The organism is Streptomyces poonensis, from assembly GCF_014650915.1.
Taxonomy (GTDB): domain Bacteria; phylum Actinomycetota; class Actinomycetes; order Streptomycetales; family Streptomycetaceae; genus Streptomyces; species Streptomyces poonensis.
Map to the genome: position 1 here is coordinate 476067 of NZ_BMVW01000002.1, position 16024 is coordinate 492090.

The 16024-nt window shown below is 73.0% G+C and carries 13 protein-coding genes; 4 read left to right on the forward strand and 9 right to left on the reverse strand.

The genetic code is table 11. The features are described from left to right. Window positions 1-118: 118 nt before the first annotated feature. A complete protein-coding gene (locus IE242_RS09020; RefSeq protein WP_189857135.1) occupies window positions 119-403 on the reverse strand; it encodes a GlsB/YeaQ/YmgE family stress response membrane protein in 285 nt (94 codons plus the stop codon). A 263-nt stretch (window positions 404-666) separates the two neighbouring features. Between IE242_RS09020 and IE242_RS09025 the strand changes: the two genes are divergently transcribed. Together IE242_RS09025 and IE242_RS09030 are read left to right on the forward strand one after the other, a co-directional pair. Continuing rightward, on the forward strand, window positions 667-1548 hold the full coding sequence (locus tag IE242_RS09025) for a Gfo/Idh/MocA family protein (RefSeq protein ID WP_189857137.1): 882 nt from the start codon (window positions 667-669) through the stop codon (window positions 1546-1548). A gap of 150 nt (window positions 1549-1698) precedes the next feature. Beyond that, a complete protein-coding gene (locus IE242_RS09030; RefSeq protein ID WP_229858675.1) occupies window positions 1699-2907 on the forward strand; it encodes a cytochrome P450 in 1209 nt (402 codons plus the stop codon). A gap of 139 nt (window positions 2908-3046) precedes the next feature. On the opposite strand, the gene IE242_RS09035 is transcribed toward IE242_RS09030, so the two are convergent. From IE242_RS09035 to IE242_RS09045, 3 genes are all read right to left on the reverse strand, one after another. Next, entirely contained in the window at window positions 3047-3283 is a 237-nt protein-coding gene (locus IE242_RS09035; RefSeq protein ID WP_189857139.1) for a hypothetical protein, read from the reverse strand. A 337-nt stretch (window positions 3284-3620) separates the two neighbouring features. After that, complete coding sequence (locus tag IE242_RS09040; RefSeq protein ID WP_189857141.1) at window positions 3621-3965, reverse strand: hypothetical protein; 345 nt, start codon at window positions 3963-3965, stop codon at window positions 3621-3623. Between the two features lie 48 nt (window positions 3966-4013). Next, window positions 4014-4175, reverse strand: a complete 162-nt coding sequence (locus IE242_RS09045; protein WP_189857143.1) for a hypothetical protein — start codon at window positions 4173-4175, stop codon at window positions 4014-4016. A gap of 233 nt (window positions 4176-4408) precedes the next feature. On the opposite strand from IE242_RS09045, the gene IE242_RS09050 reads away from it, so the two are divergent. Next, the gene (locus IE242_RS09050; protein ID WP_189857145.1) at window positions 4409-4789 is read left to right on the forward strand and encodes a DoxX family protein; all 381 of its coding nucleotides are present in this window, start codon (window positions 4409-4411) and stop codon (window positions 4787-4789) included. A 121-nt stretch (window positions 4790-4910) separates the two neighbouring features. On the opposite strand, the gene IE242_RS09055 is transcribed toward IE242_RS09050, so the two are convergent. From IE242_RS09055 to IE242_RS09075, 5 genes are all read right to left on the reverse strand, one after another. Next, entirely contained in the window at window positions 4911-6677 is a 1767-nt protein-coding gene (locus tag IE242_RS09055; protein WP_189857147.1) for an ABC transporter ATP-binding protein, read from the reverse strand. Between the two features lie 161 nt (window positions 6678-6838). Continuing rightward, window positions 6839-8497 (reverse strand): catalase, encoded by a 1659-nt coding sequence (locus IE242_RS09060; protein ID WP_189857150.1) that lies wholly within the window; start codon window positions 8495-8497, stop codon window positions 6839-6841. A 438-nt stretch (window positions 8498-8935) separates the two neighbouring features. Continuing rightward, complete coding sequence (locus IE242_RS09065; RefSeq protein WP_373299484.1) at window positions 8936-10549, reverse strand: MFS transporter; 1614 nt, start codon at window positions 10547-10549, stop codon at window positions 8936-8938. A gap of 353 nt (window positions 10550-10902) precedes the next feature. After that, window positions 10903-11646: an NAD(P)H oxidoreductase gene (locus IE242_RS09070; protein ID WP_373299485.1), complete on the reverse strand. Its 744-nt coding sequence runs from the start codon at window positions 11644-11646 to the stop codon at window positions 10903-10905. A gap of 11 nt (window positions 11647-11657) precedes the next feature. Next, complete coding sequence (locus IE242_RS09075; protein WP_229858536.1) at window positions 11658-12485, reverse strand: SDR family oxidoreductase; 828 nt, start codon at window positions 12483-12485, stop codon at window positions 11658-11660. Window positions 12486-12614: 129 nt separating this feature from the next. Here IE242_RS09075 and IE242_RS09080 point away from each other — a divergent pair, with 129 nt between their 5' ends. Further along, on the forward strand, window positions 12615-15890 hold the full coding sequence (locus tag IE242_RS09080) for an AfsR/SARP family transcriptional regulator (RefSeq protein ID WP_189857154.1): 3276 nt from the start codon (window positions 12615-12617) through the stop codon (window positions 15888-15890). The last annotated feature ends 134 nt before the right edge of the window (window positions 15891-16024 follow it).

Sequence of the window (16024 nt, forward strand, 5' to 3'; positions counted from 1 at the left end):
CGTACGACGACAGCGGACGGCCCGGTGAGGGAAGTCCTCACCGGGCCGTGATCCCCGTCCTCCTGCCGCGTCCTGGCGCGGTGTCCGCGTGCCACCACCGGACGGCGCCGCGCCACGGTCAGGCGTGGCGGTGCGAGCGGCGGCCGCCGCCACCGGTGACGAGCCGGTAGATCATGAGCAGGATCAGCGAGCCGACGATGGCGGCGAACCACGTCGACAGCTCGAAGAAGCCGTCGATGGAGTCCACTCCGAAGAGCGCCTTGCCCAGCCAGCCGCCGAGCAGACCGCCCGCGATGCCGATCAGCATCGTGACGATGATGCCCCCGGGGTCCTTGCCCGGCAGCAGCATCTTGGCGATGGCTCCGGCCAGCAGGCCGATCAGGATCCAGGCGAGAATACCCACCGTTCCTCCACTGTCGTTCGAAAATGTGTCCTGAACGTGTGTCCACCCTTCGAATGCACCGTGACGGCCGAAGCAAACCCCCGCGTTGTCCGGTGCGTCCGGGCCGAGGGGTGTGCGGGGGGTGTGCGAGGGCCGTTCGCGGGCAGGACGGTCACGGTGCTCCGTGCGGTCCCACAGGCGGGCTCACGGCACACGGGAGCGGGGCGCCGCGGGCTCCCGGAATGACGTGAACGACGTACGGACGGTACGAGGAGGGCTGCGGCATGCGCACAGGACTGCTCGGCACAGGACCGTGGGCCGAGACCGCCCACGCCCCCGCGCTCGGCGCGCATCCCGAAGTGGAGTTCGCCGGGGTGTGGGGCCGGCGCCCGGAGGCGGCCGGGGCGCTCGCCGAACGGTACGGCACGCGCGCGTACGAGGACGTCGACGCGCTCCTCGCCGACGTGGACGCGGTGGCGATCGCCCTGCCGCCCTCCGTGCAGGCGCCGCTCGCGGTGCGCGCCGCGCGGGCGGGCTGTCATCTGCTGCTCGACAAGCCCCTCGCGGCGGATGTCGCGGAGGGCCGGGAGGTGGTGCGGGCGGCCGCGGAGGCCGGTGTCGCCTCGGTGGTCTTCCTGACCACCCGTTTCCAGCCGGAGCCGGCGGCCTGGATCACCGAACAGACAGCCGCGGGCGGCTGGTTCACCGCGCGCGCCGAGTGGCTCGGCGCGGTGTTCACCGGCGACAGCCCGTTCGCCGCGTCACCGTGGCGACGGGAGAAGGGCGCCCTGTGGGACGTCGGCCCGCACGCCCTCTCCGTACTGCTGCCGGTGCTCGGCGACGTGGAGCGGGTGGCGGCCGCCGCACGCGGCCCCCATGACACCGTGCACCTGGTCCTGCGGCACACCGGCGGGGCGACGAGCACACTGACCCTCAGCCTCACCGCGCCGCCCGCGGCCGCCGGGGCCGCCGTCGAACTGCGCGGCGAGGCGGGGACGACCGTACTGCCCCTGCCCTCCGAAGGGCCGGTACCCGCCCTCGCCCGGGCCGCCGACGCGCTCCTCGCCTCCGCCCGCACCGGCCGTCCGCACCCGTGCGACGCCGCGTTCGGGCTGCGTGTGACGGAGATCCTCGCCGCGGCGGAGGCGCGGCTGGCCGACGCCTGAGCCCGAGAAGTCCACCGGGGGATCCGGTACGGGGGCTGGTCGCGGAGCGCCCGTGTGCCGGATCCTGTGGGCCAGCTGTTCGAGCACGGCGGCGGAGGAAGCTGTCCCGTGCCGGTCGTCGAGGGGGCCTGTGTGACGGGGGACGGGGACGTGCGGGACAGTGCGCGGAAGGTCGACAGGGGGCGCGGCCGGCCCGGGTGCCCGGTCGGCCGTGCCGAGGACGGTACGTGGCGGGTCCACGGCTACGAGGCGGCCCGTGAGGTGCTGCGCAGCACCGGGACCGTACAGGCCGGTCTGGGCATCGAGACCGTGGAGAAGCTGCCGCCGCGCGTCCGCCGTCCCGTGCTGTACCGGGACGGACCGGAACACCGGGAGCACCGGCGGCAGACGGCTCGTTTCTTCACGCCGCGCCGGGTGGACGAGCACTACCGCGCGCTCATGGAGCGCATCGCCGAGGAGCAGCTGGCGGTGCTGCGCACGGCGGGCGAGGCGCAGCTGGCCGAGCTCGCCTTCGGGGTGGCCGTCGGCGTGGTGAGCGAGATCATCGGCCTGCGCCACAGCAGACCGGGCCTACGGCGCAGGCTGGAGCGCTTCTTCCCGGAGGAGTTCGGCGAGCCGGGGCTGACGAGCCCGCGGGGCGTGTACTGGCTGGTCCGGCAGAACCTCAACTGGCTCCGCATCCATCTGGCGGACGTCCGCCCCGCCATCCGTGCCCACCGCCGTCAGGAACAGGACGACCTGATCTCGCATCTGATCGCGGAAGGCTGCTCGGACGCGGAGATCCTCGGTGAGTGCCTGACGTTCGCCGCGGCCGGGATGGTCACCACGCGGGAGTTCGTCTGCGTGGCGGCCTGGCACCTGTTCACCGATCCGGAGCTGCTCGCGCGCTACCGCGCCGCGGAGGAGGCGGACCGTCTCCTGATCCTCCAGGAGATCCTGCGGCTGGAGCCGGTGGTGGGGCTGCTGCGCCGCCGGGCCACCACCGAACTGCGGGTGCCCACCGCGGACGGTCCGGTGACCGTACGGCCCGGTGAGTTCCTCGAGATGTGCCTCGACGACGCCAACACCGATCCCGAGGTCGTGGGCCGCGATCCGCTGCTGGTGCGGCCCGGGCGGCGGCTGGCGTCGGGTCCGGGCGCGGCGGGCCTCGCCTTCGGTGACGGTCCGCACCGGTGCCCCGGGGCGAGTGTCGCCGTCCTGGAGGCGGACATCTTCCTCAGCCGGCTGTTCGCCCTCGACGGCATCCGGATGACGAGGAGCCCCCGCGTCTCGTTCAAGAACGACATCGGGGGCTACGAGATCCGGGAGCTGACGGTGGCGCTGCCCCGGGCGGGCCGGGCGGGCCAGGGCGGCGCGTAGGCGCTGGTGTCGCCGCGGTGGGTCGCGTCACCCGGCCCTCCGGGAGACCACGGAAGCGGGCCGGCGCGGCCCGGCCCATGCCCCGGGTCCTGCACCGGCCCGCCCTCCGCGCGCGGATACGGAACCGCGCCGGACGTGCTCAGCCGCCGCCCAGTCGCGAGCGCAGCAGTTCCTTGCCCATCTCGGCGCCCTTGCGGCTGTCGGCCTGGGCCTTGCGGAACAGCTCCACGACCTCCTGGTCCTTCTCGCGCTCGGCGTCCTGGATGTAGCTCTCCAGACGCAGCGCGTTGCTCAGACAGGCCTCGACGTACCAGATGAGGTTGTAGTCCTTGTCCGCCGTGCCGGTCACGCCGCCGGTCTCGGTGTTGCTGGTCACCTGGATCCTCCTCGATGTCATGTGATGTGTGTCGTGTGCGGGCCGTGCCGCCCGTGAGCGCGTCGTCCGGCACGGACGCGGCCGGGCGGGTTCCGGGCGGTCGGCGGCCCCGTTGTCAGGTGCTCGTCGCTTCGTTCGTTCGGTGCTCGTCGCTTCGTTCGTTCGGTGCTCGTCGCTTCGTGCACGGTTCGTGTCCGGGCCTCCGCGGGCGGCGCCCGTCGCGTCCGTTCGCGGGGGCTCCCGGAAACGCTGCCCGGGTACCCGGGCGCCCGCCGCGTATACACGGCCTCACGGGCCGGCGTTCCCGGTCGTCGCGGGCCGTGTCCGTGTCCCCGGCTCAGGGGCCGCCCCGCTTCTTCTGCTCGCGTACGGCATCCGGCTCGCCCGCCGCGTCGCGGGGCAGTCCGCTGCCGCTGGGCGGGTCGACCTCCAGCGGAGGGCGCCAGGGGCCGCGCTCCACCCGCTCTCCCGGCTGCAGCCCCTCCACGGGGCCCTCGGCGATCTCCGGCTGCTGCACGTCGCTGCCGGCCATCGCCGCGTTGTCGCCCTTGCCGATGGGGGCCCGGCGGTCCTCCCCGCCTTCCGCGGGGTTCGCCGCCTTGCCCGTGCTCTCACGGGATCCGTGGCCCCGCGAGGCGTCTCGCCCGGGATGTTCCGTCGGGTCGTGTTCCCGGTTCGCCACAGTGCTCGCTCCTTCCCGAACTCGTCCGGCGCGCCGAGCGGCCGCCGTCTACTCGTTCTCCTCGTCGCCACGGTCGCCCTCCGCCTGGGAGGGGGTGCTCCGGGGCGCCTCGGCCTGCCGGCGCGTCCCTCCGGCGGCGCCGCGTTCCACCTCCGTGGCGGTGGAGTCGTCCCGTTCGCCCTCGGCCTGGGACGGTGTCTGCTCACTCACCGGTGTGCCTCCAGGATCTGTCCGCGTTCGTCCGTCGTCCGTACTCGCCCGCATGTGTCCGCACCGGTCCGCGGACCATGTGCGGCGGCGGGAGGCTTCGGCGAGTATCCGCAGGGTGGCGGCACAAACAGGACCCGTCCCAAGATCCGGGGCACAGGCGCAACCGGCGCTTACCGTCCAGTAATATCGCGCGGCGGACCCGCAACCGCGGGCCGCCACCGCAAGGAGGAGACGTGTTCCGCTCGAAGCGCTCGCCCCTGTTGCTCGCGGGTCTGCTGGCCACGGCCGGCGTCGCGCACTTCGCCGCGCCGCGGCCGTTCGACGCGATCGTCCCGCGGAGCCTGCCGGGCTCACCGCGGACCTGGACGTACGCGAGCGGCGTCGCGGAACTGGCCCTGGCGGCCGGGCTGGCGCTGCCCCGGACCCGGCGGGTCACGGCGCGGGCGACGGCGGCCTTCTTCGTCGGGGTGTTCCCGGCCAACCTCAAGATGGCGGTCGACTGGCGGGACCGTCCCGCACCGCAGCGGACCGCGGCCCTCGCCCGGCTGCCGCTCCAAGTACCGCTCGTTCTGTGGGCGCGGGGCATCGCCAAGGACGCCGACGGCCCGGCATGATGGCGGTGCGGGCGACCGAGCTTCCTGCCCGGCGCCACCGAGCGCCGGCCGGGGGGCGGGGTCGCCCGCACCAGTCTGCCGTGCGGAGGCGCGGTGTTCCGCCCTCCGCGCGTACGTCCCCTCAGGCCACCTGGGCGCTGTGGAGCGCCGTGTAGGCGCCTCCCCTGCGGAGCAGTTCCTCGTGGGTGCCGATCTCCTGGATGCGGCCGTCGCCCATGACCACGATGCGGTCCGCGCCGCGTACGGTCGACAGCCGGTGCGCCACCACGAAGGTGGTGCGCCCGTGCAGCAGCCGGCCGAGCGCCTGCTGCACGAGGGCCTCCGAGTGGGTGTCCAGCGCGGAGGTCGCCTCGTCCAGGACGAGCACCTTGGGGTCCCTGATCAGTGCGCGGGCGATGGCGAGGCGCTGCTTCTGGCCGCCGGACAGCCGCGCCCCGCGCTCGCCCACCATGGTGTCGAGGCCCTGGGGCAGCCGGTCGACGAACTCCAGCGCGTTGGCGTCGCGCAGGGCCGCGCGGACCGTGTCCTCGTCGGCGTCGTCCATCCCGTAGGCCACGTTCTCGCGGATCGTGCCGTCGAACAGGATGGACTCCTGCGGCACGACCGAGACGAACCGGCGGTACGTGCGCAGGTCGAGGGCGCTCATGTCGGCGCCGTCGAGCAGCAGGCGGCCGGAGGTCGGGCGGATGAACCCGATGACGAGGTTGAGCACCGTGGACTTGCCCGCGCCCGAGGCGCCCACGAGGGCGATGGTCTCCCCCGGCGCCACGGAGAGGGTGAAGTCCCGTACGGCGGGCCGCTCCGTGGCGTCGTACGCGTAGCCGACCTGCTGGAACGTGACGGCGCCGCGTACGGAGTCCAGTTCCGCCTTGCCCTCGTTGTCCTCCAGTTCGGGGGCCTGGAGCACCTCGCCCACCGAGCGGACGGACTCCAGGCCCTTGGTGATGACCGGGGCGAGGCCCGCGAGGGTGGTGGTGGAGTTGGTGAGGGTGGTCAGGAAGGCGCTGAGCATGACGACGTCGCCCGGGGTGACGCCCCAGACGTTGTAGTACGAGATCAGCGCCGCGCCCGCGAGGACGAGGACGCCGACGACGTTGAGGACCACCCAGGCCAGGGAGCCGAAGCGGCCGTTGAGCAGATCGAGGCGCATCGCGGAGGACAGCACCCGGCGGAGCGTGCCGTCCATACGGTGCAGCGCCTTGCCCTCCAGGCCGTGGGCCCGGGTGACCGGTATGAGGCGCGTCATCTCGGTGACGCGGGACGACAGGGTCTCGACCTCCAGGCGGAAGTGCTCGTTGTGGGTGCGCAGCCGTGCCCGGAGGCGGGCCACGAGGAACGCGGCGACGGGGACGACGACGAGAAAGACGGGCACGAACTCCGGCGTGCGCACCGCGATGATGACGAGGCCACCCGTGAGGACGGTGATCGCGCCGAGTCCCGTCTCGGCGGTCTGCTGGACCATCGTCTCGACGGTCTCCACGTCCCGGACGACCTTCGCCTGGAGGACACCGGCGCTCACGCGCGCGTGGTAGCCGATGGACAGCTGCTGCATGCGGGTGACGAGCGCCGAGCGCAGGGTCGTGCCCATGCGGCGCACGCTGCCGTACAGCAGGCGGACATAGAGCAGGTGCAGCGGGTAGTTGACGACCAGGATGAACATGATGACGCCCGTGCTCAGCCAGAGTTGGCCGATCGGGCCGTGCCGCACCACCGTGTCGATGATGGTCGCGGTGATCAGCGGCAGCAGCCACACGGGGCTGTGCTTGACCGTGAACACGACGACGGCGGCGGCCAGCCGCCATCGGTCGGCGCGCAGCAGGTAGGCGAGTGTACGGATCGGGTGTTCGTCCCGGTAGCGGTGGTCGAGCGGTCGTTCCGGTGAAGCCACGACGGCGGTCCTCCCAGTGGCCAGTGGCCGAGTGACGGGCAAGCGCTTACTGCCCACGTCGGCCGGGAGTACACCAGGGGGACGGATCATTGTCGCGCGCGCGTGACCGCTCCGCCCGGAGCGGGCGGAGCGGTCAGCAGCGGCCTACGGGCGGCCTGCCGTCAACGGTTCACGACGTGCCGTTCGTTCGGGACGCAGTGCGTCATCGTGAGGCCCTGGACGTCACGCGGCGGGTTGCTGCCGAGGTTCGCCAGGCGTTCGCGGTCCTCGTCCGTGAGGTCCTGGCTCGCCAGCGGCTCCAGGTGCTTCACGTCGTCCGCGCCGATGCCGATGCCCTCGCCCACGCGCTGCCCGAGCTCGTTCTCCACCAGGAAGAAGTGCCAGATCATCCGCTCCTGGACCGGCCGGTCGCACTGGGACAGCAGGTCGGTGAAGTTCTTCACCAGATCGTCGCGCTCCCAGTCCTCCATCAGCCGGAACCGCTGGCCCGCCTGCAGATAGTCGTTCGTGCGCGGGATGCGCTTGCGGGTGAGCCGGCCGGTGATCTCGGGCCCCTGCTCGTCATGTGTCGGGTACTCGGCCTCGCGCAGGCCGTCAATCAGCGACGGCTCGTAGTTGACCTGCGGGCTCTCCCCGTCCTTGTCGACGAAGTACTCCATCTGGCCGTCGCGCTGGTTGGTGCGCACCGGGGCCTTCCTGGCCTGGTTGACCGGCAGCTGGAGATAGTTGGGGCCGACCCGGTAGCGCTGGGTGTCGCTGTACGAGAAGGTGCGGCCGACCAGCATCTTGTCGTCGGAGAAGTCCAGTCCGTCGACGAGCACGCCCGTGCCGAACGAGATCTGCTCGTTCTCGGCGAAGAAGTTGTCCGGCATCCGGTCGAGCACCATCCGGCCGACCGGCTTGGGCGGGAACTCCTGCTCGGGCCAGGTCTTGGTGTCGTCGAGCGGGTCGAAGTCGAGCTCCGGGTGGTCGTGGTCCTCCATGACCTGGACCAGCAGCTCCCACTCGGGGTAGTCACCGCGCTCGATCGCCTCGTACAGGTCCTTGGTGGCGTGGCCGGTGCTCTGTGCCTGGACGTTGGCGGCGTCCTCCTCGGTCATGCTGCGCACGCCCTGCTTGGGCATCCAGTGGTACTTCACCAGCACGGTCTCGCCCTGCTGGTTGACCCACTTGTAGGTGTTCACGCCGAAGCCCTGCTCGTGGCGGTAGTCGGCGGGGATGCCGCGCGGGCTGAAGAGATTGACGAGCATGTGCATGCACTCGGGGGTCTGGGACATGAAGTCGAAGATCCGCCGGGGCTGCTGCTCGAAGGTGACCGGATCGGGCTTGAGGGCGTGGATGACGTCCGGGAACTTGATCGCGTCCCGGATGAAGAAGACGCCGAGATTGTTGCCGACGAGGTCCCAGTTGCCGTCCTCGGTGTAGAACTTCACGGCGAAGCCGCGCGGGTCGCGGGCCGCCTCGGAGGAGTCCCGGCCGCCGATGACGGTGGAGAAGCGCAGGGCCACGTCGGTGCGCTTGCCGCGCTCCTGGAACAGCTTGGCCCGGGTGTAGCGGTCGATGGGCTCGTCGCCCCAGGCGCCGTACGCCTCGAAGTACCCGTACGCCGTCACCCCGCGCGCGTGGACGACCCGCTCCGGGATGCGCTCCCGGTCGAAGTGGCTGATCTTTTCCAGGAACTGATAGTTCTCCAGCGTCGCCGGGCCGCGGGCGCCGACGGTGCGCTGGTTCTGGTTGTCGTAGACCGGGTGGCCCTGCCGGTTGGTGAGGTTCTCCCGGTCGTCCCCGGGACCGGACCCCATGCTGGAAACGTCGGTCATGATCGTGCTCCTTGGGCTGTGCTCGGCTGTGCGGTGCGCCGGGTGGCGGGCACGGGACGGGATGCGGACGCTTGTTTGATTGATGAGCCGACCGGCCGCGCCACCGGCCACCTCCGATCGATCACGGCTGCGCGTCTGGGTACCCCTGCTTGCGGAATCGACGCATCCGCCGCGACATCAGCGCCCGGCTCAGGGGGCCAGCCAGTAGCCAGGCCTCACGGCCGTGCCGTGCACTACCGGGCAGGCCCGTCGCGATCCGAGTCGCCGCATCGGTGAGGGTCGTCCGGTCGGTGGTGGGCTCCGGTCGGTGGTGGGCTCCGGTCGGTGGTGGGCTCCGGTCGGTGGCGGGCTCCGGTCGGTGGCGGGCTCCGGTCGGTGGCGGGCCCCGGCCGGATCGAGCGGGCGCGACCTGTGCGGGGCGAGGCCGGTTCCGGGGATTCAGCGTCCTCCGTGGGTCATCGCCGACGCCCGGCCCCGGGGCTCGGCATCCGCTTCCGCAGCCCCCGGTTCCGTCTCCGTCTCCGTCTCCGTCCGCTCCTCCTGCGCCTGCGGACCCGCCGCGATCGGGGGGACGTGCCGCAGCAGCGTCATCACCAGCGCCACCGTGACCAGGGCGAATACGCCGCTCACCGTCGCCGCCGTCTGCAGCCCCGATGTGAACGCCTCCCGGGCGGCGGAGATCAGGTCCGCTCCGTCCGAGGGCATCCGCCCGGCCGCCTCCAGCGCCGCGCCCAGCGTGTCCCGCGCCTGTGCCGGGGCGTCCGACGGGACGCCGCCGCGGTAGACGGCCGCCGCCACACTCCCGGTGACCGCGATACCCAGGGCCAGCCCCAGGTCGTACGCGGTCTGGCCGGTCGCGGCCGCCGCGCCCGCCTTCTCCGGCGGCGCCGAGCCCACTGCCAGCGCCGTACCGAGCACGCTGATCGGCGCCACACCGAACATGACGACCGCCAGCGCGGCCGCCACCGGTACGACACCGTCCGTCAGGGCCATCGCCGCGAACCCCGCCAGTGAGACCAGCAGGCCGCCGGAGAGCACGTACGCCGGGCGGACGCGTCGCGCCAGTACCGGCGTCAGCTGCGAGCCGGCCACCAGCCCCGCCGCACCGGGCAGCAGCCACAGTCCGGCCTCCAGCGGCGACCGCCCCGCCACCGCCTGGAGATACTGCGGTACGAGGTACTCGACGCCGTTCAGCGCGGTCATGCCCAGCAGCAGGGCGAGCAGCGCACCCGTGAACGCCCGGTGCCGGAACAGGCGCAGCTCCAGGAACGGGGTCCGCAGCCGGTTCTGGCGGCGTACGAAGACGACGGTGAAGGCGAGTCCCGCGGCGAACGCCACCGCCGCCGACGCGTCGGGGCCGTGCCCGGCCACGCTCTTGACGCCGTACACCAGGGGCAGCACCGCCAGCAGGAAGAGTGCCACGCTCAGCAGGTCCAGGCGCCCGGCCGACGGGTCGCGGTACTCGGGCAGCAGCATCCGGGCGACGGCCAGGACCGGCACCATGACCGGAACGCCGATCAGGAAGACGGACCCCCACCACCAGCTGTCCAGCAGCGCGCCTCCCACGATCGGTCCGGCGGCCAGGCCCACGGAGAGCGCGGTCACCCACATGGCGATCGCCGTGGCCCGCTGGCGCGGGTCGGCGAACATATGGCTGATCAGTGAGAGCGTCGACGGCAGGACGGCCGCCCCGGCCACGCCGAGCAGTGCGCGGGCCGCGATCAGCGTCTGCGGGTCAGGGGCGTACGCGGCGGCGAACGAGGCCACGACGAACCCGGCCGACCCGATGACCAGCAGCTTGCGGCGGCCGATGCGGTCACCGAGCGTACCCATGATCACGAGCGTGCCGGCGGTCAGGAACCCGTAGATGTCGGTGATCCACAGCAGCTCGGTGCCGGTCGGGCGGAGGTCGGCGGTCAGGAAGGGCGTGGCCAGCCACAGTACGCCGAGGTCGGCGGTCATCAGGGCCACGGGAAGCAGCAGGACGGCGAGGCCCAGCCATTGGCGGGCGCCCGCCCGCAAGGGGGTCTGGGACGGTGTTCGGGAAGTCATGGCCATACCGTGCGGCACGGCACTTCGGATCCGGTTCGGGTGGTGTTCTGCCGCTGTTGCGGTGACGACCGGCCGGGATGCCGGGGCGGGCCTCGTCGGGAAGGGCCTCGTCAGGCCGGGCCCGGGGGGCAAGTCGGGTGGGTCAGGTCGGGTGGGTCAGGTCGGGTGGGTCAGGTCGGGTGGGTCAGGTCGGGGCTGGTGGGCGGGTACGCGGAAAGACCGCGGCCACCCCGGTGGCCCGTGGGGCCGGCCGGGGTGGCCGCGGTGGAGCGCTGTTCGTCGTACCGGTTCGGTGGAAGCGTTCGATGGGGGCGCTCGATGGACTCCGCTCGATGTGTGTGCGGTGGTGGTGTTCAGGTTTTCGGTCCGGTCGGTCCGGTCGGTCCGGTCGGTCCGGTCGGTCCGGTCGGTCCGGTCGGTCCGGTCGGTCCGGTCGGTCCCGTGCGGTCAGCCCGCGGTCCGGCACCTGCCGGCAGTTCCGCGTCCACCGCCTTCTCCGCGGCCGACAGGACCTGCCGGACCCCTTCCGGCCGCAGCGCCTCCGGTGTGCCCGACAGTTCCGTGCCGTGCAGCAGGCGGACCGCCGAGTCCGTGATGCCGCAGAACTGTGAGACGCCCACGCGCAGTTGGATGTCGATCGCGGTCGCGAGTCCCGCCTCGTCGTACTCCTGGGCCGAACCGCCCGCCAGGCCGAGCCAGAGCATCCGCTTCCCGGCCAGGCGCGGCTTGCTGCGCCCGTAGGCGAAGCCGTAGTTCCACACCCGGTCGATCCAGCCCTTGAGGACGGCCGGCACCGAGAACCACCACACCGGGAAGACGACGAGGATGTCGTCGGCCGCCGCGATCCGGTCCATGTGGGCGTGGACCTCGGGCGAGTACCGCTTCTCCCGGTCCTCCCAGTCCGGCTCGTCGGCCGGCGTCAGACGCGGGTCGAACTCCTCGGCGGAGAGGTCTAGCAGGTCGACGGTGCCGCCGCCGTCCTTGATACGGGCGTGCAGGCGGGCGGCGACCTGGGCGGTCAGGGAGTCCGGGCGCGGATGGGCCAGGACCAGCAGGGTGTGCCGTGCTGCCCGTGGACGCGGCATGGCGTACCTCATGACGTACTCCCTCAGACACCGAGGCCGGAGCCGCCGCTGGCGTCGATGTTCTGGCCGGTGACCCAGCGGGCGTCGTCCGAGGCGAGGAAGGCGACGACGTCGGCGACGTCGTCCGGCTGCCCGACCCGGTCGAAGACGGAGAATCCCGCGGCATGCGCCTTCGCGGCCGGGTCCGCCATCCAGGGGTGGATGTCGGTCTCGATCGTGCCCGGGGAGACGGCGTTGACGGTGATACCGCGCGAGCCGAGAGTCTGCGCGAGGGTGAGGGTCAGGACCTCGACGGCGCCCTTGGACGCGGCGTACGACGTCATACCGGGGAAGGCGACCTTGGTGACGCCGGAGGAGATGTTGATGATGCGGCCACCGTCGCGGAGCCGGTCCAGTCCCTTCTGGATGATGAAGAAGGGCGCCTTGGCGTTGACGGCGAAGACCTTGTCGTAGTCCGCCTCGGAGACCTCGTGGATCAGGCCGGGGCCTGCGATGCCCGCGTTGTTCACCAGGATGTCCAGACCGTCCCCGGTGTGCTGCTCGTCGAAGGCCTGCCAGAGCGCGTCCGCGTCGCCCGGCACGCCCAGTTCCGTACGGAAGGAGAAGGCGCTGCCGCCCGCCGCCTCGATCGCGGCCACCGTCTCCTTCGCCGCCGTCTCGTTGGCGGCGTAGTGCACGGCGACCCGTGCGCCGTCGGCCGCCAGGCGGAGGGCGATGGCGCGGCCGATGCCGCGGCTGCCACCCGTGACCAGCGCCGTCCTGCCGGTGAGTCGCCCCTGTCGTTCCCGTCGTTCCTGTCGTTCCCGTCGTTCCTGTCGTTCCTGTCGTTCCTGTCGTTCCTGTCGTTCCATCGTCCTTCTCCGTTCCTTCCGTGCCTCGGTTGTCGGCGTGGGAAGACTGTGCGGCCCGGCGTCTCGGGTCCGGCTCGGACGGTGTTATGGCATGTTCGGGTGCGCCGCGCCGGGGTTACCGTGGGCCCCATGCGATACGGGGTGCTGGGTGAGACGGCTGTGTGGACCGACGACGGAAGACCGGTCCGCGTCCCGGAACTCAAGGTGCGGGCGCTGCTCGCCTCCCTCCTCGTCGACCCGGGACGGCCGGTCTCCGCGCACCGGCTCATCGACGACCTGTGGGGCGAGGAACCGCCGGGCAATCCGCTGCGCGCCCTGCAGGCGAAGGTCTCCCAGCTGCGGCGCGTCCTGGGCGAGGCGGAGCCGGGCGGCCGTGACCTCGTCGTCTCCCGCGCACCCGGCTACCAACTGGTCGTCCCGGACGGCGCGCTGGACGCCCAGCGGTTCGCGGAACTGGCCGCGCGGGCCAGGACGGCGCCGGACCCGCGCGTACGGGCCGGGCTGTTCGCCGACGCGCTGGCGCTGTGGCGCGGTCCCGCGTTCGCGGACTTCGCGGCGGAGCCGTTCACCCGGGCGGCCGTGAACCGGCTGGAGGAGGACCGGCTGGCCGTGGTGGAGGAGCGCGCCGAGGCGCGTCTGGAGGCGGGTGAACACGCGGCGCTCGTCGGCGAGCTGGCCGGGCTGGTGGAACGTCATCCGCTGCGCGAGCGGCTGCGCGCGGTGCAGCTCCGGGCGCTGTACCGGGCCGGGCGACAGAGCGAGGCACTCGCCGGGTACGAGGACCTGCGCGCCCGCCTCGCCGACGAACTCGGCATCGACCCGAGTCCCGGGCTGGTGGAGCTGCACGGGGCGCTGCTGCGGCAGGAGATCGGTCCGGGCACCTCCGCGGACACCCCGCGCACCAACATCCTCGCCCCGCTGAGCACCCTCGTCGGACGCGGCGGCGCCGTCGCCGAGCTACGCGAACTCCTCGCCGGGCGGCGGCTGGTCACCCTCACCGGTCCCGGCGGGGTCGGCAAGACCCGGCTCGCCCTGGCCGTCGCCGAGCAGGTGAAGGGCACCTTCCCGGACGGCGAGTGGCTGGTGGAACTCGTCGGCGCCGGCACGGGCGGGGACCTGGCCGAGGTGGTCGCCGCCGCGCTGGGGCTGCGCGACGACGGCATGTGGGGCGTACGGCCCGACGGGGAGACCGGAGCGGCCGCGGGAGGAACGGGGCCGGGGACGCCTCTGCTGCCCGAAGGGTTACGGGGAAGGCTCGCCGAAGCGCTGCGCGGCCAGCGGATGCTGCTGGTCCTGGACAACTGCGAGCACGTCGTGGACGAGGCCGCCGCACTGGTCGAACTGCTGCTGCGCACCGCTCCCGGACTCACCGTCCTGACGACCAGTCAGGAGCCCCTCGCTCTCGCCGGGGAGACCCTGTGGGCGGTGCCGCCCCTGGACCTCCGGGGAGCGGTCGGACTCTTCGCGGTACGGGCGGCGGCGGCCGCACCCGGCTTCGTGCTCGACGACGACAGTCGTGGCGCGGTCGAGTCGATCTGCCGTCGGCTGGACGGTGTCCCGCTCGCCCTGGAGCTGGCCGCCACCCGCGTACGGGCACTCGGGGTGCACCGGCTGCTGGAGCGGCTGGACGACCGGTTCCGGCTGCTGGGCGCCGGGCGACGGGGGGTGCCCGCACGGCAGCAGTCCCTGCGCGCGATGATCGACTGGAGCTGGGAACTGCTGACCGAGCCCGAGCGGGTGGTGCTGCGGCGGCTCGCCGTGCATGCGGACGGCTGCACCCTGGAGGCCGCCGAACAGGTCTGCGCCGGGGACGGCGTCGACGAGGTGCTCGATCTGCTGGTGCGGCTGGTCGACCGGTCGCTGGTCGTCGTCGCGGGCGACCGCTACCGGCTGCTGGAGTCGGTGGCGGCGTACTGCGTCGAGCGGCTCGGCGAGGCCGGTGAAACGGCGGCGGTACGGGACCGGCACCTCATGTACTACCTCGACCTGGCGGTCCGCACCGGACCGCGGCTGCGCGGGCACGGCCAGCGGGAGGCGCTCGCCCGGCTGGACGCCGAGAGCGCCAACCTGCGCCGGGCGCTGGAACAGGCGTTGGAGCGCGGTGCGGCGGAGCGCGCGCTGCGGCTCGTCGACGCCCTCGCCTGGTACTGGATCCTGCGCGGCAGACTCGGCGAGGCACGGCGCTCCGTGACGGCCGCGCTGCGCCCGGCGGGCGGCGACGCGGCACTGCGGGCCCGGGTGCGGGTGTGGCAGGTCGGCATCGCCGTCCTGAGCGGCGACGGCGAGGACCGGGCGGCACGCATGGATGCGGTGCTGAAGGAGTACGGGGCGGCCGGCGACGCCGCCGGGCTCGCGTGGGCGCGGTGGTTCCTGGCGCACGCCCTGTGCGGCACCGGTGACATGGCGGCGGGCGAGTCCCTCACGGAGCGGGCGCTGGCCGGATTCCGCGAACTGGACGACCGGTGGGGCGAGGCGGCGGCGCTGGCCGACCGTTCGGTGCAGCGGCTGCTCCGCGGTGACCTGGCGGGCGCGGAGGGGGACGCCACGCGCAGCACGGAGCTGTTCGGGACGGTCGGCGACGCGTCCGGGCAGCTGTGGTCGGTGTACCCGCGCGCGTCGGTCGCCGAGATCCACGGCGACTACGCACGGGCGGCCGCGCTGCAGCGCGACGCCCTGACGACGGCACAGGAGTTCGGGCTGTCCACCCAGGCGGTCGACCTGGTGGCGGGGCTCGGCCGCATCGCACTCCTGACCGGTGACCTGGCGGAGGCGCGGGACCAGCACGAGCGGGCCCGTCGCGCCGCCACCGAGCTGGGCTTCCGCGCGGGCGAGAGCAACGCCGAGCTGGGACTCGGACTGGTCGCGCGACGCGAGGGCCTGCTCGACGAGGCCGAGAAACGTCTGCGGACCGTACACGCCTGGCACCGGGACGTCGGCCTGGACGGCGCCAACGCGCTCGTCCTGGCCGAGCTCGGCTACATCGCCGAACTGCGGGGCGACGCAGCGGGGGCGCGGACCCTGCACGAGGAGGGGTACGCGACGGCCCGCTCGACCGGTGACCCCCGGGCGGTCGCCCTGGCCGTGGAGGGCCTGGCCGGCGCGGCCGCCCTCGCGGGCGCGGCGGAGCACGCGGCCCTGCTGCTGGGCGCCGCCTCCGCCGCCCGCGCCTCCACGGGCGCCCCGCTGCCCCTCGCCGAACGCGGCGACGTGGACCGCGCGACGGCGCGGGCGCGCGAGGCACTGGGAGACGACGCCTTCGACGCGGCGTTCCGGCGCGGCGAGCGGCTGGCTCCGCTGGAGGGGATGGAGGCACCCTCGATGGAATGCGTGATGGAGTCCCTGATGGAGTCCATGACGGAGTCCGCGGGTCCCGGTCCGGAAACCACTGATCCCCGGGTCAACTGATCCCCGGGTCAACTGATTCCTGGGTCAACTGATCCCCCGGCTCGGTGGAGCCGGTCGCGCGGCGCTGGTTCCACCGTGTCAGGATGATCAAGACCCCGCCGCACCGGGTCCCGGTCCGGCGGGGAACGTTTTCG

Excerpts from the sequence above, each read along its gene's own strand:
- IE242_RS09025 (WP_189857137.1), top strand. The coding sequence starts at position 667 with ATGCGCACAGGACTGCTCGGCACAGGACCGTGGGCCGAGACCGCCCAC.
- IE242_RS09060 (WP_189857150.1), bottom strand. The coding sequence starts at position 8,497 with ATGACCGACGTTTCCAGCATGGGGTCCGGTCCCGGGGACGACCGGGAG.
- IE242_RS09065 (WP_373299484.1), bottom strand. The coding sequence starts at position 10,549 with ATGACTTCCCGAACACCGTCCCAGACCCCCTTGCGGGCGGGCGCCCGC.
- IE242_RS09070 (WP_373299485.1), bottom strand. The coding sequence starts at position 11,646 with ATGAGGTACGCCATGCCGCGTCCACGGGCAGCACGGCACACCCTGCTG.
- IE242_RS09075 (WP_229858536.1), bottom strand. The coding sequence starts at position 12,485 with ATGGAACGACAGGAACGACAGGAACGACAGGAACGACAGGAACGACGG.
- IE242_RS09080 (WP_189857154.1), top strand. The coding sequence starts at position 12,615 with ATGCGATACGGGGTGCTGGGTGAGACGGCTGTGTGGACCGACGACGGA.